The sequence below is a fragment of the Streptomyces longisporoflavus genome (genome assembly GCF_014649775.1).
GTDB lineage: Bacteria > Actinomycetota > Actinomycetes > Streptomycetales > Streptomycetaceae > Streptomyces > Streptomyces longisporoflavus.
On sequence record NZ_BMTR01000053.1, the window covers coordinates 11,639 to 28,768 of the forward strand.

Annotated in this window: 15 protein-coding genes; 2 read left to right on the top strand and 13 right to left on the bottom strand. The window is 72.5% G+C overall.

Annotation, left to right across the window (positions count from 1 at the left end):
• Positions 1-2 precede the first annotated feature (2 nt).
• From IE226_RS41690 to IE226_RS41750, 13 genes are all read right to left on the bottom strand, one after another.
• Positions 3-1,166, bottom strand: a complete 1,164-nt coding sequence (locus IE226_RS41690; protein ID WP_190086745.1) for a 3-oxoacyl-ACP synthase III family protein — start codon at positions 1,164-1,166, stop codon at positions 3-5.
• Complete coding sequence (locus IE226_RS41695) at positions 1,163-3,472, bottom strand: beta-ketoacyl-[acyl-carrier-protein] synthase family protein (RefSeq protein ID WP_229871924.1); 2,310 nt, start codon at positions 3,470-3,472, stop codon at positions 1,163-1,165. The genes IE226_RS41690 and IE226_RS41695 overlap by 4 nt, the downstream gene beginning before the upstream one ends.
• Before the next feature lie 121 nt (positions 3,473-3,593).
• The gene (locus tag IE226_RS41700) at positions 3,594-4,922 is read right to left on the bottom strand and encodes a beta-ketoacyl-[acyl-carrier-protein] synthase family protein (RefSeq protein WP_229871925.1); all 1,329 of its coding nucleotides are present in this window, start codon (positions 4,920-4,922) and stop codon (positions 3,594-3,596) included.
• On the bottom strand, positions 4,919-5,386 hold the full coding sequence (locus IE226_RS41705) for a 3-hydroxyacyl-ACP dehydratase FabZ family protein (protein WP_190086747.1): 468 nt from the start codon (positions 5,384-5,386) through the stop codon (positions 4,919-4,921). The genes IE226_RS41700 and IE226_RS41705 overlap by 4 nt, the downstream gene beginning before the upstream one ends.
• The gene (locus tag IE226_RS41710; protein ID WP_190086748.1) at positions 5,383-6,657 is read right to left on the bottom strand and encodes a beta-ketoacyl-[acyl-carrier-protein] synthase family protein; all 1,275 of its coding nucleotides are present in this window, start codon (positions 6,655-6,657) and stop codon (positions 5,383-5,385) included. The genes IE226_RS41705 and IE226_RS41710 overlap by 4 nt, the downstream gene beginning before the upstream one ends.
• Entirely contained in the window at positions 6,654-7,106 is a 453-nt protein-coding gene (locus IE226_RS41715) for a hotdog family protein (RefSeq protein WP_190086749.1), read from the bottom strand. The genes IE226_RS41710 and IE226_RS41715 overlap by 4 nt, the downstream gene beginning before the upstream one ends.
• 31 nt (positions 7,107-7,137) lie before the next feature.
• Complete coding sequence (locus tag IE226_RS41720; protein WP_190086750.1) at positions 7,138-7,905, bottom strand: SDR family NAD(P)-dependent oxidoreductase; 768 nt, start codon at positions 7,903-7,905, stop codon at positions 7,138-7,140.
• Positions 7,902-8,366 (bottom strand): holo-ACP synthase, encoded by a 465-nt coding sequence (gene acpS, locus IE226_RS41725; RefSeq protein WP_229871926.1) that lies wholly within the window; start codon positions 8,364-8,366, stop codon positions 7,902-7,904. Before acpS ends, IE226_RS41720 begins: the two co-directional genes overlap by 4 nt.
• On the bottom strand, positions 8,356-8,763 hold the full coding sequence (locus tag IE226_RS41730; protein ID WP_190086751.1) for an acyl carrier protein: 408 nt from the start codon (positions 8,761-8,763) through the stop codon (positions 8,356-8,358). The genes acpS and IE226_RS41730 overlap by 11 nt, the downstream gene beginning before the upstream one ends.
• A gap of 47 nt (positions 8,764-8,810) precedes the next feature.
• Positions 8,811-9,833, bottom strand: coding sequence for an ACP S-malonyltransferase (fabD, locus tag IE226_RS41735; protein WP_229871927.1), 1,023 nt, complete (start codon positions 9,831-9,833; stop codon positions 8,811-8,813).
• A 221-nt stretch (positions 9,834-10,054) separates the two neighbouring features.
• A complete protein-coding gene (locus IE226_RS41740; RefSeq protein WP_190086752.1) occupies positions 10,055-11,926 on the bottom strand; it encodes an AfsR/SARP family transcriptional regulator in 1,872 nt (623 codons plus the stop codon).
• A 227-nt stretch (positions 11,927-12,153) separates the two neighbouring features.
• Entirely contained in the window at positions 12,154-13,338 is a 1,185-nt protein-coding gene (locus IE226_RS41745; protein ID WP_190086753.1) for an FAD-dependent monooxygenase, read from the bottom strand.
• Between the two features lie 6 nt (positions 13,339-13,344).
• On the bottom strand, positions 13,345-15,219 hold the full coding sequence (locus IE226_RS41750) for a DHA2 family efflux MFS transporter permease subunit (RefSeq protein WP_190086754.1): 1,875 nt from the start codon (positions 15,217-15,219) through the stop codon (positions 13,345-13,347).
• A gap of 161 nt (positions 15,220-15,380) precedes the next feature.
• Between IE226_RS41750 and IE226_RS41755 the strand changes: the two genes are divergently transcribed.
• On the top strand, positions 15,381-15,959 hold the full coding sequence (locus IE226_RS41755; RefSeq protein WP_190086755.1) for a TetR/AcrR family transcriptional regulator: 579 nt from the start codon (positions 15,381-15,383) through the stop codon (positions 15,957-15,959).
• Positions 15,960-16,069: 110 nt separating this feature from the next.
• On the top strand, positions 16,070-16,996 hold the full coding sequence (locus tag IE226_RS41760; protein WP_190086756.1) for an NADP-dependent oxidoreductase: 927 nt from the start codon (positions 16,070-16,072) through the stop codon (positions 16,994-16,996).
• Positions 16,997-17,130: the final 134 nt, after the last annotated feature.

The window sequence follows — 17,130 nt, forward strand, 5'->3', positions numbered from 1 at the left end:
CCTCAGGCCGCGGGAGCGTCCGCGGACGGACTCCAGGCGGCCTCCCAGGTCAGGGTGAGACCGGCGTAGAGATAGCGGCTCGCCTCGATGGCGAGGAGCAGCACGGTGTCCCCCGGCTTCACCCGGCCGGTGCGCCACCCCTCGTCGAGCGCGAGCGGCACGGCGGCCGAGCCGGTCGCGCCCACTGCGTCGAGGTTCTCGACGATGTTCTTCTGGAGGCTCGCGTACTCGTCCGCACCGAGCCCCGCCTCCTCGAACTCCTTGCTGAAGTACTCCGCGTTGCCCTCCGGCAGGACACATGCGTCGATCTCGCTCATGGCGAGGCCCGAGCGGTCCAGCATGTCGCGCAGGCCCGCCACGAAGACCTTCGGCCCGAAGGACGCCGTACCGGGTATGTCGAGGCGGATGTCCATCAGGCGCTTGCGCCGCTGCTGCTCGGCCAGCGGAGTGTCCGTACCGCCGCCTACGACCAGCATGCCGGGTTTGCGCTTCCCGCCCAGGCACTGGGTCGCGAAGACCGGCCGGGGTGTTCCGCGCTCGGCGGCCGAGCCCTCCTGCCCGGCGCGGAGCACGGCCGCGCCCGCTCCGTCGCCGAAGGTGTAGACGGTCAGGCGGTCGCGCATCCGCACCTTGTCGGGGTCACCGCCCAGGTAGACGGGCGCGAGCAGCGGCGAGATCGATTCGGCGCCGATGACGAGGGCGGTGCGGTAGGTGCCGTCGGCGAGGAGCCTGCGTGCGGTGTCCATCGCCTGCACGGCGCCGACACATCCGGCGCGGAACTCCATCACCGCGCAGCGCTCAAGGCCGAGCCGCTCCTGGACGAGGGTGGCCGCCGCGGGCAGCGGGTTGTCGGGGCTGGCCGTGGACATCACCAGGAGGTCCACGTCGTCCGCCCGCAGCCCGGCCCGGCGCAGGGCCTGGCGGGCCGCGTTCGTGGCCATCTCGGCGGTCCCGGAGTGGTGGGCGCCGGTGAACGGGTCCACCACCCAGTGGCGGCGCTGGACCTCGATGCCCTCGAGCAGGTCGTCGGGGAGCGGGCCGCACACGCGCTCCAGGGTGGCGTTGTCGATCGGGTCGCCGGGCAGGTCGGCGCCGGTGCTCAGCACCGAGACATGGCGTGCGGCCGGGTCCGTGTGCGGGGCGGGGCGCGCGGTCGTGGTGGTCATGAGGGGTCGGTGCCGCCTTCCGGGGTCAGGACGATGCTGATGTGGGTGCCGCCGAGCGAGGAGCTGTTGACCAGGACGGGACCCGGCGTCAGGCCCCGCTGCCAGCCGCTGAGGGCCAGCGCGGAGGCCAGCTGCGCGCCCGCGCCCACCGGCTCGCCCAGGGTCTGCTTGGGGGCGTACGTCGGTGCCGTCGTGCCGAGGCGGCGCAGGGCGCGCAGCTCGGGGCGGTCCACGGCGGCGATGCCGGTGGCGTTGGCCCAGACGGCGGTCAGCTCGTCCGGGGCGAGGCCGGCGTCGGCGAGGGCGAGCCGCATGGCGCGGTGGATGCCGTGCCCCTGCGCGTCCCAGCGTCCGGCGCCCGCCGCGTCGTAGGCGATCCCCTGCCCGGTGAACTCCGCGAGGATCCGCGCGCCGCGTGCCCTGGCCGCCGACTCGCGCTCCAGGAGCAGGGTGATGCCGCCTTCCGAGAGGGCGTAGCCGTGCCCGGCCGCTCCCCCGGTCAGCGGCAGCGCGCGATACGCGCCGATCACGGTCTCGGTGAGGTCGTCGACGGCGGGGCAGAGAACCGCGTCGGCCGTACGGGTGCGCAGCATGTCGCGGGCGATGCAGAGCGCGGACGCGCCGGCCGCGTGGGAGGCCGTCGCGGTGGAGGTGGGGCCCTTGGCGCCGAGGAGCATGGCGACCTGTCCGGCCGCCGCGTTGAAGACGGTGCTGGGGAAGATGGCGGGGTTGGCGGCGGTGGCGCCTTCCTCCATCACCGGGCGGAAGAAGTCCTCGGTGCTGCGCATCGGGCCGAGCCCGCTGCCGAGCACCACGCCGACGTGCTCGTCCGCGGTCAGTTTCGCCTGCTCCAGGGCCATCCGGCAGGAGGCGACGGCCAGTTGGCCCATCCGGTCGACCCGGCGGCGCTCGCGGGGGCTCAGATGCCGCTCGGGCGCGAAGCTGTAGCGGGCCAGGCGCAGGCCGTCCTCGTCGGAGACGACGGCGGCCCTGCCGGCGTAGGACTCCCACAACTGCGCGGGCGAGTCGCCGCCGGGGCTGAGTACGCCGATTCCGGTGACGACGACCCGCTCGTCCCAGGGCGCCGGGGGCTTGGCCGGGTGGGCGCCGGGGCGGCCGAGGGCGACGGTGGCGTTGGCCCCGGCGAAGGCGAAGTTGTTGGAGAGCGCCACGTCCATGGCCATCGGGCGCGCGGTGCGCGGCACCGCGTCGAGGCCGCACTTGGGGTCGGTGCCGGTGAACCCGGCGGTCGGCGGGGCGATCTGCTCGGTCAGCGCCGAGACGGTGACGATCGCTTCTACGGCGCCCGCCGCGCCGAGCAGGTGGCCGATCATGGACTTCGTGCTGCTCAGGGCCGCCTTGCCGGCTGCGGCACCGAGTGCCGCGCGGACGGCGTTGCTCTCGGCGGAGTCGTTCTTCGGGGTGCCGGTGCCGTGGCCGTTGATGTAGGGCACGTCCTGCGCGCGGAGGCCGGAGGAGTCGAGGGCGGCGCGCATCGCGCGGGCGGCCCCTTCGCCCTGCGGGTGCGGGGCCGTGGCGTGGTAGCCGTCGGCGGAGAGGCCGTAGCCGAGCACCTCTGCGATGGCGGTGGCCCCTGCCTCCCTGGCCAGGGACTCCTCGACCAGGACGAGCATGCCGCTGCCCTCGCCGAGGGAGAGTCCGTCGCGGTCCTTGGAGTAGGGGGCGGCGGGCTGCTCCGAGAGGGACTCCAGGCAGGTGAAGCCCGCGAAGGTGACCTCGGTGAAGGCATCGCTGCCGCCCACGAGCATGGCGTCGGCGCGCCCGGCCCTGATGGTCTCCACGGCATGGGCGAGGGCGTGGGCTCCGGAGGCGCACGCGGTGTTCACCGAGAGCACCGGGCCCTTCAGGCCGAAGGCGCTGGCCAGGACCTCCGCGATGGTGTGCGGGGAGATCAGCATGAGCTGCTGGGCGTCGCCCGCGGCGCTCCTGCCCTGGTGAGCGCGGCGCAGGACGCGCTCACCGCTGCTGGTGCCGCCGTTGCAGCTGCCCGCCACGACGCCCCAGCGCTCGGGCGGGATGCCGGTGAGGCCGTGGGGTGCCATGGCCTCGTACGCGGCCGTGAGTGCCAGGTCGACGGCGGGCTCCTGCTCGGTGGCGCCGAGGTCGCCGACGTAGTCGTAGCCGGGGTCCGGCAGGGGGTGCACCTGTCCGCCGACGCGGGTCCCGTAGCCGTCCATGGGCCGGCACCGCACCTCGCCGATGGCGACGTGTCCCGCGCTGACTCCCTTCCACAGGGCGTCCGTTCCGACTCCCTGGGCGGTGATCGCCCCGGTTGCCGTGATCACCACCCGGCGGGTGCCGGGCGAGTTCCGTGCGTTCCGTGCGTTCCGTGTGTTCCTCGTGTTCCGTGCGTTCTGCATGCTTGATCCCCGTTGTCTTCGAGTGCCGGTGCGCGACCGGCGGTGTTCAGCGGTCCGCTCGCATCGAGAGCGCGGCGGCCTGTCCTTCGAGCCCCCGCGCCAGCGCGAGGGCGCTTGCGGGACGCGTGTCGCGGGGGCTGCCCGGCACCCAGTCCAGGTCGCACCCGGCGGCCGGTTCGGCGTGGCCCCGCGTCGCGGGAACCGTGCCGTGGTGCAGCGCGAGTGCCGCCACGGCGGCGTTCAACGCCCCTGCCCCGCCCACGAGATGGCCCGTCTGCGGCTTCACGCTGCTGATCTGGGCCGTCTTCGCGGCGGTGCCGAGCGCGTCGTGCAGGGCCTGGGTCTCGCTCACGTCGCCCTGCGGTGTGCCGCAGCCGTGCGCCGCGATGTAGTCGGTGGCGGTCTCCCGGCGCGCGTCGCGCACCGCGCGGGTGATGGCGCGGGCCAGGCCGCGGGCCCGCGGGTGCGTGCCGGGGGGCCGTACGCAGTCGGTGCCGCCGCCGAAGCCGTCGACCTCGGCGTAGACGCGGGCGCCGCGCGCCAGGGCCCGCTCCCGTTCCTCCAGGACGAGCAGCGCCGCGCCCTCGCCGAAGACGGAGCCGCTGTGCTCCCTGTCGAAGGGCCGGCAGGCGTCGGCGCCCAGGTCGTTGCGGGTGGTCAGGACGCCGAGACCGTCCATCTTGGACATGGTCCACCAGGAGGTCGGCTCGTCGTAGCCGCCCGCCAGGGTGACGTCGCACTCCCCGCGCCTGACGGCCCGGAAGGCGCGGCCCACGGCCGTCGCGGAGGCGTCGGCGGTGCCCGCGAAGAAGTCGTTGGCGCCCCGGATGCCGAACTTCTGCGAGATGTGGAAGAGGGCCGCCGGCTGGAGTCCCTCCACGTAGAAGAGCGGTGCCAGGATCGACGAGGCGTCCCGGCCGAGCGCGCCGAGGTCGGGGGTGCCGTCCTCGCGGCGGATGCGTGTGACGCCGTCGACCAGGCCGTCCATGCGCGGCATGTCCTTGTTGCCGCCGAGGAACAGGCCGGTGCGGTAGCCGAGTTCGGCCCCGCTGGCCGGGCCCGTTCCGTCGGTAAGGCCCGCGTCCTCCAGCGCGAGCGCGGCGCCCGCGACCCCCAGCTGGTCGCCGCGGCACACCATCCGCAGGGAGCGGCGGCTGAGGTAGCGGGCGGGGTCGAAGTCCTCGATCTGCGCGCCGATGCGGGTGCGCAGGGCGGCCGGGTCGTAGCCGCGCAGGGGGGCGATGCCCGAGCGCCCGGCGAGCAGCCCCTCCCAGGTGGCCGCGGTGCCTTCGCCGAGCGCGGTGACAAGGCCGATGCCGGTGACCACCACCCGGCGCGGGGCGCCGGTGTCCGTGTGCGTACGGCTGTCGTTCACGTCGCTTCTCCCGTGGTCATGGTGAGCGTGCGGGCGGTGGCGACAATGCGGTCGTCCACCCGGGCCGATGCGCTGAAGTCCGCGGACCGCCCGCGGTGTCCGGTGCGGCGGACGCGGATCTCCACCTGGTCGCCGGGGCCGATGAAGTGGCGGAAGCCCACACCCCGCACGCCGCTCAGCCGCCAGCTCGCGGGCGCGAACGTGTCGTGCTCCTCGCACACCAGGGCGGCGAGCGCGGCCATGCTCTCCAGGAGGAGAACGCCGGGCAGGACCGGTTTGCGGGGGAAGTGGGTGGCGAAGACGTCCAGGGTGTTCGGGATGTTGCGTACGGCCGTCGCCTCCTCGCCCGGTCCGAGCCGTACGGGGCGGTCGAACCGCGGGTGGTACCGGATCCGGACCTGGCCGGCTGTCTCCGTCGTGCTCGCGGGCAGCGGCAGGGGCGCCGTGTCGGCAGGCGTGTTCATGTGTCCTCCCGGTGGGCTGCGACGACGAGGCTGGTGTTGCTCCCGCCGAACGCGAAGGCGTTCACGAGTGCGGCACGGACCGGCGTCCTGCGGGCCACGTGGGGCACGTAGTCGAGGCCGAGCCTGCGATCGGGTGTGTCGAGGTTGAGGGTCGGCGGCACGACGGATTCGCGTATCGCGCCGATGGCCGCCAGTACGTTGAGTCCCGCGCCGGCCGCGGTCAGGTGTCCGGCCATGGACTTGGGCGAGCTGATGACGAGCCGTGCGGCGTCCTCGCCGAACACCTTCTTCAGGGCGACGGTCTCCGAGAGGTCGTTGCCCGGTGTGCCGGTGCCGTGGGCGACGACGTAGTCGATGCCGCCCGTGCCGGTTCCGGCCTCCTCGACGGCCCGCTCCATGGCCTGGTCGGCGCCGGAGCCGTCGGGCGGCGAGTCGGTGATCCGCCAGGCGTTGAGGGTGCTGCCGTAGCCGAGCAGCTCCGCGTGGACGGTGGCCCCGCGGGCGAGCGCGGCATCGCGCTCCTCCAGTACGAAGACGACCCCGCCCTCGCCGACCACGAACCCCGAGCGGTCGTCGTCGAAGGGCCGCGACGCGTGCTCCGGGTCGTCGTTGTGCCGGTCGGTCATGGCGCCGAGCAGGCTGAAGCCGAGCATGTCGCACCAGCTGGTGAGCGAGTCGTGGCCGCCCGCGAGCATCAGCTCCGCGTCGCCTTCCTGAATGCACCTGAAGGCTTCGCCGATCGCGTGCGCGGAGCCGGCGCATGCGGTGCTGACGCCGATCGCGGGTCCACGCGCGTCGACCGCCTGGACGAGGGCGCTCAGCGGCAGGTTCTGGTCGTCCATGAGGACCTGGTGCGGGCTCTGCGCGAGGAACGCGTCGGGATTGCCGCTCTCCCGGCGCAACTGGCCGATGTCGACGAGGAGTTGCAGGTCGGGCCGGCCCACGCTGGCGCCGAGGGAGACACCGCAATCGTCGGGTTCGTACGTGCCGGGTGGCACTTCCGCGTGCCGCAGCGCCTCAAGGCCCGCGGCGATCCCGAACTGTCCCGCGCGGGTGAACCGTCCGGGTTTATGAGCGGCCCCGATCGCCGTACGCGCGTCGAAGTCCCGCACCTGTCCCGCGATGCGCACCGGGAACTCGGCGGCGTCAAACAGCGTCAGCGGCCCGATTCCGGAGCGGCCCTCGCGCAGCCCCCGCCAGGTGGACCCGGCGTCGTTGCCGAGCGGGGTGACCGCGCCGAAGCCGGTGATGACGACCCTGCGCCCCGTCATGCCGCCGCCTTGGTGCCCAGGAGCCGGGACGCCATCCGTGCCGTGTCGGCGGGGTCGTCCAGCTCTTCGGCGTCGATCAGGGCACACATGATGCCGTTCGCCTCGAGGACGGTCCTGCCCTCGCAGGTGACCGTCCCGTCGATGACGGCGGCCTCCTCGCTGCGCGAGACGACGACGGCTTCGATGCGCAGGGTGTCGCCGGGCCGTACGGGCCCGGACGCGATGGCCTCGCGCACGGTCAGGAGCGCCGCCCGTTTCCGGTGCTCGGTGCTCAGCATGATCAGCCAGGTGCCCGCCTGGCACAGGGCCTCGAGCATCAGCCCGAAGGCAAGTCGCGGGCCGTCCGGAGTCTGCTGCCAGTGCCCTTCGTGGACGGAGGTCACCTTGCGCGCGGTGATGTGCCGATGGGGCTGCCAGGAGTCGATGCGGTCGATCAGGTGGAACCGCATGGTGTCCGTTCCTTTCTGCTCGTTGCGTCTTCTAGGGGTGGCCGATGCCGAGTTGCGCGGTGAGCCCGCCGTCGACCTGTACGAGTTCGCCGGTGATGTACGAGGCGTCGGGGCCCGCGAGGAACGTGACGACCGAGGCGAGCTGCCCCGGGTCCGCGAAGGTCCGCACGGGGATCTGCCTCTTCATGCCCCGGCCGCCGTCCTTGGCAAGGACGTCGCCGACCAGGTCGGTGGGGACGATGCCGCCGAGCACGCCGTTGACCCGTACGCCGAAGCGGGCGAGTTCGATCGCGGTGCTGCGGGTGAAGGCGTTGAGCGCGCCTTTGGACGCGGAGTAGTTGGACTGTCCGGCCCAGCCGCGCTCGCCCATCACGGACGAGATGTTCACGATCGCGCCCCGGCGCTGTCTCATCAGCCCTTCGGCCGCCGCGTTGGTGCAGTGGTAGGCGCCGCCGAAGTTGACCCGCATCACCTCCCACCAGCCGTCCGGCGCCATGTCCCAGATCAGGCCGTTGTCCGTGACGCCGGCGTTGTTGACCAGGATGTGCAGGCCGCCGAGCGCCTCCTTGGCGTCCTCGACGAGTGCCCGCGCGGCCACCGCGTCGGAGACGTCCGCCTGAAGCGCGACGGCCCGTCCGCCGGCCTCCTCGATCTCTTTGACGACGCCCAGCGCGTCCTCGCGCCTGGTCCGGTAGTTCACCGCGACCGAGGCGCCCTCGGCGGCGAGTGCGTGGGCGATGGCCTTGCCGATGCCGCGGGAACCGCCGGTCACCAAGGCCGCCTGGTTGTGGAGCTTCATGTCGTTGCCCGTCCGGTCGTGTCCTGCTGGTGCTGCGGGTCGTGCTGGTCCTTGTCCGGCCCCGCGCATACGAGGACGGCGTAGGCGGTGGCGAGTCCGGCCCCGTGCGAGAGGGAGATGTCGGTCTGCCGCACCTGTCTGCGGTCGGCCAGTGCCGCCGCCCGACCGTGCAGCCGCAGCACCGGGCGCCCGTTGGCCTGGTTGACGACCTCGATCTCCGTCCAGTCGGCGCCCGCGGCCCCGGTGCCGAGCGCCTTGAGCACGGCTTCCTTCGCGGCGAAGCGGGCGGCCAGGTGCTCACCGCGGCGGCGCGGGCGGCTCGCGCAGTACGCCCGCTCCCGCCCGGTGAACACCTGGTCCGCGAGGCCGGGATTGTCCGCCATGAGGCGCTCCACGCGCGCGACCTCGACGAGGTCGGCGCCGACCCGTATGCCGGGCAGCGCCGGTGTCTCAGGCGGCACTGGCTGCCGTACGCGAGGTGAGGAGGTCGAGCAGGTTCTGCACGGTGAACAGGCCGAGCACCCCGTCCGCGGTGAGCGGCTCGGCGAGCTGCGTGCGGTCGAACTGCGGGAGCACCCGCTCCAGGTGGCTCAGTCCGGTGTCGTTGACGACCTCGTTCTCGTCGCCGAACTCCTCGTCGGGGATGCCGCCCTGGAGCAGGTCGCCGATGTCGGCGACGGTGACCTTGACGCCGCTGACCCGCTCGATGCGGAAGAGGATGTCGAGGAGGTCGATGGACTCGGCTCCGAGGTCGCCGAGGAGGGTGGCGTCGGGCAGTACCTCCGCCTCGTCGATGCCGAGTGCGTCGGCGATCGCTTCCTGGACGGCGGGGAGCAGTGCGGTGGCCGTGGTGGTCATGGTGTTCCTCTCGGTTCGGGTGTGTCGTGCGGTGGATGGTGTGAGGGCTAGCGCGTGCCGGCGCGCACCAGGGCGTTGATGTGCCGGGCGTCGTTCGTGCTGCGTACGGTCGCCTCGGGGAGGGTGCGCCGGGCGAAGCCGCTGAGCACCCGGCCGGGTCCTGTCTCGACGTACGGGCCGAGCCCCTCGGCGCGTGCCGTGTGCAGTACGTCGAGCCAGCGCACGGGTCCCGCGAGCTGGGTGCGCAGGAGCCGGCGTGCCTGTGCGCCGGTGCGCACCCTGGTGCCGGTCACGGAGCTGAGGACCGCGATGCGCGGGTCGGCGAAGGCGCAGTCGTCGAGGGCGGCGGCGAACTCCGGCTCGATCTCCCGCATCAGGGAGCAGTGGAAGGGCGCGCTGACGCGCAGCGGCACCACGCGCTCGGCTCCCGCCTCCGCGGCCTTGCGGCCTACTTCGGTCACCGCGGCGAGTTCGCCGGAGACGACCGTCTGCCGCTCCTCGTTGTAGTTGGCGACCTCCGCGACTCCGGGAATGCCGCCGTCCTCGCACAGTGCTTCGACGCGGGCGGAGCTCAGGCCGACGACGGCGGTCATGGCGCCGGTGACGCGCTTGCCGACCTCGGCCATCAGCGTGCCGCGGCGCAGCACGAGGCGTACGGCGTCCTCGGCGGTGAGCACTCCCGCGGCGACGAGCGCCGTGTATTCGCCGAGGCTGTGCCCCGCGACGGCGGCGGGCGTGAACCCGTGCTCCTGGCGCAGGGCTTCGTAGGTGGCGAGGCTGACCGCGAGGACCGCGGGCTGGGTGATCTCCGTCTGCGCCAGTTCCCCGGCCGTGCCCCTCACGCAGATCTCGGCGAGCGGCACTCCGAGCGTGCGGCCCGCGTCCCGCAGCACCCGCCCCGCGCTGTCCGGGTACCGCGCCAGAAGGTGCTTGGCCATGCCGGGCCGCTGTGAACCCTGGCCCGGGAACATGGCGAGCGCGGAGCCGGTGGGCGGGGGTTCGGCCGCCGGGGCTTGCCCGGCCGCCGCCTCCCGCGCGAGTGCTCCGGGCGCCGGAACGGTGAATGACATCTGCCCTCCTGCCTTTTCGGAATTCCGGGTCGGGGGCCGTGTTCGTACGGCTTTCCCTGCCCGCTCAACCACTTTCCGCCGGCCACCCGGGAGGGAATCTTGAGGGCACCTTGAAGGGATCCGGACAACCTGGAAAGAGAGCAGAAGGAACCCCGGCCTGCGGCTGACCGCAGACCGGGGTCGGGGAGGAAATAGTTCCGTTTTCGCTCCGGGATCAGCGGTCAGCGCCCGACCGGGGCGCAGATCTCTTCCCGCTCCGCCATTTTCCTGGCGAATAACCGGCGGAGCCCGTGGATGCGATAGCGAACGGTGCCGTGTGAATCCACTCCCGCGACGTCCAGGAGATGGGCGTCCACGAGTTGTTCCAGGACCTCCTCCGCCTCCTCCACGGAGAGGCCGGACATGATCTGGTCCGCGGACACCGCGTCCGAGGCCGGGCGGGAGCCGAGGCGCGCGAGGACGGCTGCCGCCATGGGGGTCAGCTGCCGGTACACGCCGGTGAGTCGCGCCGCGTAGTCCAGCGACCCGTAGGAGAGCGTGTCGAGCCTGCGTTCCTCGTCGAGCGCACGCTCCACCGTGATCCGCAGCGACCAGTGCGGACGCGCGAGCAGCCGGTTGGAGACCGCACGCAACGGCAGCGGCTGCCCCTCGCACAGCTCCACCAGTTCCCGGGCGGCCGCCGGTTCGGCTCTGACGCGCTGCTCGCCGATCAGGTCGCGCAGCAGCTGGAGGCTGTCCTCGTACGACAGCGGGCCCACCGGCAGGACGCGGGCGCCGACGGGACGCAGGGCGGGCCTGCGGCTGGTGACAAGGACACCGCAGCCCGGCTCGTTCGAGAGGAGGGGCAGGATCTGCCCGTCGTCCGCGGCGTCGTCCAGGACGAGCAGCATCCTTCTGCCGCGCAGCCCGCACTGGTAGAGCGTCACCAGTTCGTCGAGGTCACGGCCCTCGCCGGGCTCGGCCCCCATGGCCCTCAGGACGCGCAGGACGGCCGTGGTGCCGCTCAGCGGCCGGTCGCCGCTGCCCCGCAGATCGACCAGGAGCGTTCCGTCCGGGTAGTGCGCCCCCACACCGCGCGCCACGTTCACGGCGAGCGCCGTCTTGCCGACCCCCGCTCCTCCGACGAGCACGAGGACCCTGGGCCGTGACCCCTCCTCGGTGTACACCCGGTGGATCAGTTCGAGGTACTTCTCGCGCCCCGAGATGTCGGCGGCGTTCCCCGGCAGGAGACTGGGCCCCGGCGCCGCCGCCTCCCGCGGGCGTGCGCCGTGTTCCTCCTCGGTGCAGTGCGGTGGGGCGGCTGCGGCCTCGGCTCGCGCGTGGACCGATTCCGGCGGCGCGGGCAGGGTTCCGTTGAGCGCCTGGCGGTGCAGTTCCCGCAGCCCGTGCCCGGGGTCGGAGCCGAGCTCGTCCGCGATGACGCGGCGCGCCCGCTCGTACTGGCTCAGGGCCTCCGCCTGCTGCCCCGAGTGCAGGAGTGCGCGGATCAGCTGCTCGTGCAGGAGCTCGGCGAGCGGCTCCTGCAACAGGGCGTACCGCAGCTCGGAGATGACGGTCGCGCTGCGTCCCGCGTGCAGCTCCGCCTGCGCCCATTCGGCCAGGGCGTCGTTCTTGAGCTGCTGGAGGCTGTGCCTGAGCCGGGTCGCCCATTCGTTGTCGAGGCCGGCGAGCGCCTCGCCCTTCCACAGTTCGAGCGCCTCGCCAAGGACGTGGCAGCGCTGCGGATCGTGCGGGTCCATGGCGCGGGCGCGGGCGAGCCGGCCGCGGAACCGGTGCAGGTCCACGTGGCCCGGCGTGACGTCGAGGCGGTATCCGGACGAGTCGCGCAGCAGCCGGATGGGGTGGCCTCCCTCGGGCTTGGCCGAGGCGAGGATGCGGCGCAGGCGTGCGATGTACGTGTACACGACGCTGCGGACGCCGTCGGGCGGATGGCCGGCCCAGACGCGGTCGATGAGTGTGTTGATGGAAACGGGTTGCTGGGGCTCTATGAGGAGAGCCGCAAGAAAACTACGCTGGCGTGCCGGGCCCAGATCGATCTGCTGGCTATCTATACGCAGTTCAACAGGCCCGAGCACTTGGAATGCGATATTCATCCGTAATCCCCCGTGGCGTGAATTATTCGCAATTTCGCAAGCCCTGAGCACCTTCTGGTTCGGAGATGTTGTATTGATTATCGCAGAAGGGGTGCTCGCCGCAGCGGCCGAGCATCCTTTCGCGAGGTAAATCACAAGCAAAAAAATGTGCGGTCCTCCGGGGAGCCCGGAGGACCGCTTCCGTCAATTCTCAACGCATGTCACACCGTTCCGTTCGAACTCTTCCGTCACGCCGCCGGGGTCTTCGCCGCGGAGGCCCAGCGGGTGCCGTAGCGGGCGTCGGCCTCGATGGCCTTGAACGCGCCCCGCTCCCACCCGGCCCGCATGATCAGGTGGCGGGCGCTCACGGCGAGCGGGTTCGACCAGGAGCCGAGCTTGCCGAGGATGTGGGCGGCCTTCTGCATGGATGCCGTACGCGGCTTGCGCTCCTTCTCGTAGGCGGCGAGCGCGGCGGGCACGGAGTCCTCGGCGCGCAGCCGTTCGGCCAGGATCACGGCGTCCTCGATCGCCTGGCAGGCGCCCTGGCCGACGTTGAACGACATGGGGTGCGCCGCATCGCCCAGGAGCGTCACGCGGCCCTGGCCCCATGCGGCGTCGGGGGCACGGTCGACGATGTCGGTACGGATCACCGTGGATTCGTCCGTCGCGGCGATGATCCGCTGCACGGGGTCGGCCCAGCCGAGGTGCCGCCGGGCGATGGTGCGCAGGACGCCGGGGTCGTCGGCGCCGCCGGCCGGGCCGTTCCGTACGCTCATCCAGTGCACCCGGCCGGGCGCTATGTCGTAGTAGACGAAGCGGGTGCCGCGCCCGAAGATCGAGCGGAAGCTGCCCGCCGGGATCGTCTCCGGGCCGAGCTCGGCGATACCGCGCCAGGCGACACAACCCGCGTAACGCGGCGGGGTGTTGCCGAGGAGCTGCGCGCGGACGGCGGAGCCGACGCCGTCCGCGCCGATCAACAGGTCGGCGCGGTCGGTGCTGCCGTCGCCGAAGCGGGCGGTGACCCCCTCGTCGTCCTGGTCGAAGCCGTCGAGCGCGACGCCCGTGTGGATCTTGGTTTCGGTCAGTCCCGACCGCAGGACCTCGTGCAGCGCCGACCGGGCGACGGCCACGGTCGGCTGGCCGAAGCGGTCCGCGAACTCGCCCACCGGCCAGGAGGCGAGTAAGTCGCCGCGCCAGGTGCGGAATTCGCAGAACTGCTGCACCGGAGCGGTCTTGCGCACTTCCTCGGTCAGGCCCAGGCTCTCCAGGGCCAGCATGGCGTTGGTCCACAGGTGGAGTCCGGCCCCGCCCACGCGCAGCTCGGCGCCGCGTTCGTAGACGGTGGTCCTGATCCCGGCCTGGTTCAGGGCGACGGCGGCGGCGAGACCGCCGATGCCTCCCCCGGCGATGATCGCGTGCTGGGCAGTGGCCATCGGTCTTCAGTCCTTTCCGTGGGCAGCGGGCTGCAGTGGTAAGTCGGTTGCGGTGTTACGGCAGTTCAGGGGGTCGGGGCAGGGAACGGGGCGTTCGGCCCAGCGTTCGGCGATCAGCCCTCCGGAGAGGCGGAAGGTGAGGCCCTGGACGGTGTGCACGGCGCCCTTGGCGCCCGGCTGGCCCAGCAGCCGCCTGGTCGGCCGCCCCTGGAAGTGGACCTTGACGTGCACGGTTTCGCCCCGGCTCTCGATGGCCTCGATGCGGTACGCGGTGTCGGAGTAGGCGCCGAGCACCTCGGTGATGCTGTGGCGGACCCCTTCGAGGCCGGGCGGCGCTCCGGGGAAGGGGGCGTGGTCGACGGCGTCGGGGCGGTAGATCTCCTCGATCACCGACAGGTCCTGCCCGTCCAGGACTTCTTCGAAAAGGCGCCGTACGACACGGAGGCCGGCCTCGTCGGGCGGGGCGGCGGCCGGGGCCGTCACGGGGGCGAGCCGGCGCGGGACGGCGAGGGTGAGCGCGCAGGCGACCGCGAGGACTCCGGCGCCGATCCAGAGCGCGGGCACGAGGCCGTCGGTGAACTCCCGCGGTGAGCCGTAGCCGCCCTGCGCCGCGAAGACCGCGCCCATCAGGGCCACGCCCAGTACGCCGCCGAGCTGGCGCAGCGCGTTGTTGACCCCCGACGCGATGCCCTCCTCGGCCGGGGCGGCCCGGCTCATGACCAGGTTGGCGACCGGCGAGAAGAAGAGGGCCATGCCGACGCCGATGAGGACCAGCGGCGTGACCAGGACCGGGTACGCGGTGTCGGGTTCGATGGCCGCCGCGAGCCAGGTCAGGCCCGTCGTCTGCAAGGCCATGCCGATGGCGACCACGGGACGGCTGCCGATCCGGTCGGAGAGCGCGCCCGCCAGCGGCGCCACGGCGATGGGCATCGCGGACAGCGGCAGGGTACGGAGGCCTGCCTCCAGCGGGGAGTAGCCCATCACCATCTGCAGGAGCTGGGTCAGCAGGAACAGTGATCCGTACAGGCCCACGAACATCAGCAGGCTGGCCGAGTTGACGAGGCTGAAGGCCCGGTCACGGAAGATCCGCAGCGGCAGCATGGGGTGCCGTGCGCGGGACTCCCAGAGCAGGAAGAGCGCCAACAGGACTGCGCCCAGGCCGAATTCGACGAGCGTCAGAGCCGAGCCCCAGCCCTGCCCGTTGCCCTCGATCAGCGCCAGGACCAGGGCGAGCAGACCCAGGCTGACCAGCAGGGTGCCGACCGTGTCGAGTCGTCCCGCCGGTCCGTGGCTCTCGCGCAGCCGCCGGTGGGCGAGCGGGATGAGGAGCAGTCCGACGGGGACGTTCACCCAGAAGATCCACTTCCAGGACATGCCCTCCACCACGAGGCCGCCCACCAACGGGCCGAGCGCCAGGGCCAGTCCGTTGGCCGCGCCCCACAGGCCGAAGGCAAGGCCGCGCCGCTCCCTGGGCACGGCGGTGGTCAGCAGCGTGAGCGTGAGGGGAGCCATCATCGCCGCGCCCGCGCCCTGGACCGTGCGGGCCGCGATCAGCGCCCCCGTCGATGTGCTGAGCGCCGCGGCGACCGAGGCCGCGGTGAACACCGCGATGGAGACGACGAAGATTCTCCGCCGTCCGTAGCGGTCGCCAAGGGCCGCGCCGAGGAGCAGCAGCACGGCGAACGTGAGCGTGTAGGAGTTGACCGTCCACTCCAGGTCCTCGATGCCACCGCCGAGATCGTCCCGGATCGCGGGCAGCGCGGTGACCACGATGAGGATGTCGAGCGATGCCATGAAGCCGGCGAGGGACGTGATGATCATGGCCCACGTCGTGCGGTTGCGGTCCACCGCGGCCGTGGCGGGCGAACGCTGGGTCACCATTCCTCCAGATGCGGATCGTCCGTATCGGAACAGTTGCGTCCAGAGGCATGGCTCGCCCGTGGGCAGACACCACCCCCCGTGGATATCTAGCGACACTAGCAATCCTGTCAGTGGCCGCGCAACGGCGTTTCCCGCGCCCGCCGGGTGGCTAATGTGTGGGCATGTCGATCCGTGCACGGCGCGAACGCGAGTACCAGCGCCGCAATCAGCTCATCCTGGACACCGCGCGCCGTCTCGCCGAGGCGGAGGGCTGGCACGCCGTCACCACCCGGCGCCTCGCCGAGGAGATCGAGTACAGCCAGCCGGTGCTCTACAGCCACTTCCACGGCAAGGAGGCCATCGTGGGGGCGGTCGCCCTCAAGGGCTTCGAGGAGCTGACGGGCACGCTGCGAGCGGCCAGGAAATCCGCGGACGATCCAACTGCCGCGCTGCGGGCCGTCATTGAGACCTACCTCGACTTCGCCGGCGCCAACCCGGCCCTCTACAGCGCGATGTTCGAGCTCTCCACACCGCTCGCCTTCGCGTCCGCCGAGACCCCGGGGCCGCTCATCGAGACGTTCGGCGAGCTGATCGCGGCGGTCGTCGCCGTGGCGCCCGCGGGCGACGCCGAACTCGCCGCCGAGGTCATCTGGGGAGCGCTGCACGGCATGGTCGTCCTGGAACGGAGCGGCCGGCTGCGGCCCGCACTCATGCGGGAGCGCGTCGACCTGCTGCTCGCCCGCTTCGCGCCGGAGGGCTGAACCCCGGTTTCAGTTCCCGTCAAGGAATCCGCCCGGGTCCGCCGCGCAGGCTGCTGTTACGGACACCGACGTCCGAACGGCAGTGCACGGCGAGCAGGCGGAGGGCATCGATGAAGGCGGTTTATTTCCGGCGCTTCGGCGGGTCCGGGGTATTGGAGTACGGCGAACTGCCCGACCCCCTGCTCGGCCCCGACCACGTACTCGTCCGCATGCGCGCCGCCTCCCTGAACCCCATCGACTGGAAGGCGCGCGAGGGGTTGCTCGCGCCCGTGATGGACACGGTGTTCCCCGTCGTCACCGGCTTCGACGTGGCCGGAGTGGTGGAGCGGACCGGACCCGCCGTCACCGAATACGCGCCCGGCGACGAGGTGATGGGCTTCGTATGGCCGGACCGCCTCGGCCACGGCACCTTCGCCGACCTCGTCGCGGCCCCGGTACGCACCCTCGCGCCCAAAACGGCCGGGCTGACCTGGTCCGAGGCAGCCGCAATACCGCTGGCCGGCCTCGCCGCCTACCAGAGCCTGGTGCACCGACTGCGCGTCACCGGCGGGGACACGGTGCTCGTGCACGCCGCCGCGGGCGGTGTCGGCATCTTCGCCGTACAGATCGCCGTGGCTCTCGGCGCGCGGGTCATCGGCACCGCGAGCGAGGACAACCACGACTTCCTGCGCGCGCTGGGCGCCGAACCGGTCGCCTACCGAAAAGCACTGGCCGAAGGCGTACGGGCCCTCGCGCCCGGCGGCGTGACCGCCGTCCTGGACGCGGCGGGCAAACGCGCCCTGCGGGTCTCACCGGAACTGCTCGCCCCCGGCGGGCGCCTCGTGTCGGTGGCCGACCCGCAGGTCAGGGCGCTCGGCGGGACGTACGTCTTCACCCGCCCGTCCACCAGTGACCTGACGGAACTGGGGCGGATGGCCGGCGACGGCCGGCTGCGGGTGGAGATCGCGCGGAGCTTCCCCCTGGAGAAGGCGGCCGAGGCCCACGACCTCATCCGCGCGGGGCACACCCGCGGCAAGCTGATAGTGACCACATCGTGATCACGCGTCTCGCGGGCTGAGCGGCGCCGCTTTCTGCCGCCTCCCCGCTGTCTCCCGCTGTCCCCCGCTGCCCCCCGTTATCTTTTCCGCGGTCCTGCAATGGGACTGCTGGCCTCCGGGCCCGGCATGACTGT

Excerpts from the sequence above, each read along its gene's own strand:
- IE226_RS41690 (WP_190086745.1), bottom strand. The coding sequence starts at position 1,166 with ATGACCACCACGACCGCGCGCCCCGCCCCGCACACGGACCCGGCCGCA.
- IE226_RS41705 (WP_190086747.1), bottom strand. The coding sequence starts at position 5,386 with ATGAACACGCCTGCCGACACGGCGCCCCTGCCGCTGCCCGCGAGCACG.
- IE226_RS41710 (WP_190086748.1), bottom strand. The coding sequence starts at position 6,657 with ATGACGGGGCGCAGGGTCGTCATCACCGGCTTCGGCGCGGTCACCCCG.
- IE226_RS41715 (WP_190086749.1), bottom strand. The coding sequence starts at position 7,106 with ATGCGGTTCCACCTGATCGACCGCATCGACTCCTGGCAGCCCCATCGG.
- IE226_RS41720 (WP_190086750.1), bottom strand. The coding sequence starts at position 7,905 with ATGAAGCTCCACAACCAGGCGGCCTTGGTGACCGGCGGTTCCCGCGGC.
- IE226_RS41730 (WP_190086751.1), bottom strand. The coding sequence starts at position 8,763 with ATGACCACCACGGCCACCGCACTGCTCCCCGCCGTCCAGGAAGCGATC.
- fabD (WP_229871927.1), bottom strand. The coding sequence starts at position 9,833 with ATGTCATTCACCGTTCCGGCGCCCGGAGCACTCGCGCGGGAGGCGGCG.
- IE226_RS41740 (WP_190086752.1), bottom strand. The coding sequence starts at position 11,926 with ATGAATATCGCATTCCAAGTGCTCGGGCCTGTTGAACTGCGTATAGAT.
- IE226_RS41745 (WP_190086753.1), bottom strand. The coding sequence starts at position 13,338 with ATGGCCACTGCCCAGCACGCGATCATCGCCGGGGGAGGCATCGGCGGT.
- IE226_RS41750 (WP_190086754.1), bottom strand. The coding sequence starts at position 15,219 with ATGGTGACCCAGCGTTCGCCCGCCACGGCCGCGGTGGACCGCAACCGC.
- IE226_RS41755 (WP_190086755.1), top strand. The coding sequence starts at position 15,381 with ATGTCGATCCGTGCACGGCGCGAACGCGAGTACCAGCGCCGCAATCAG.
- IE226_RS41760 (WP_190086756.1), top strand. The coding sequence starts at position 16,070 with ATGAAGGCGGTTTATTTCCGGCGCTTCGGCGGGTCCGGGGTATTGGAG.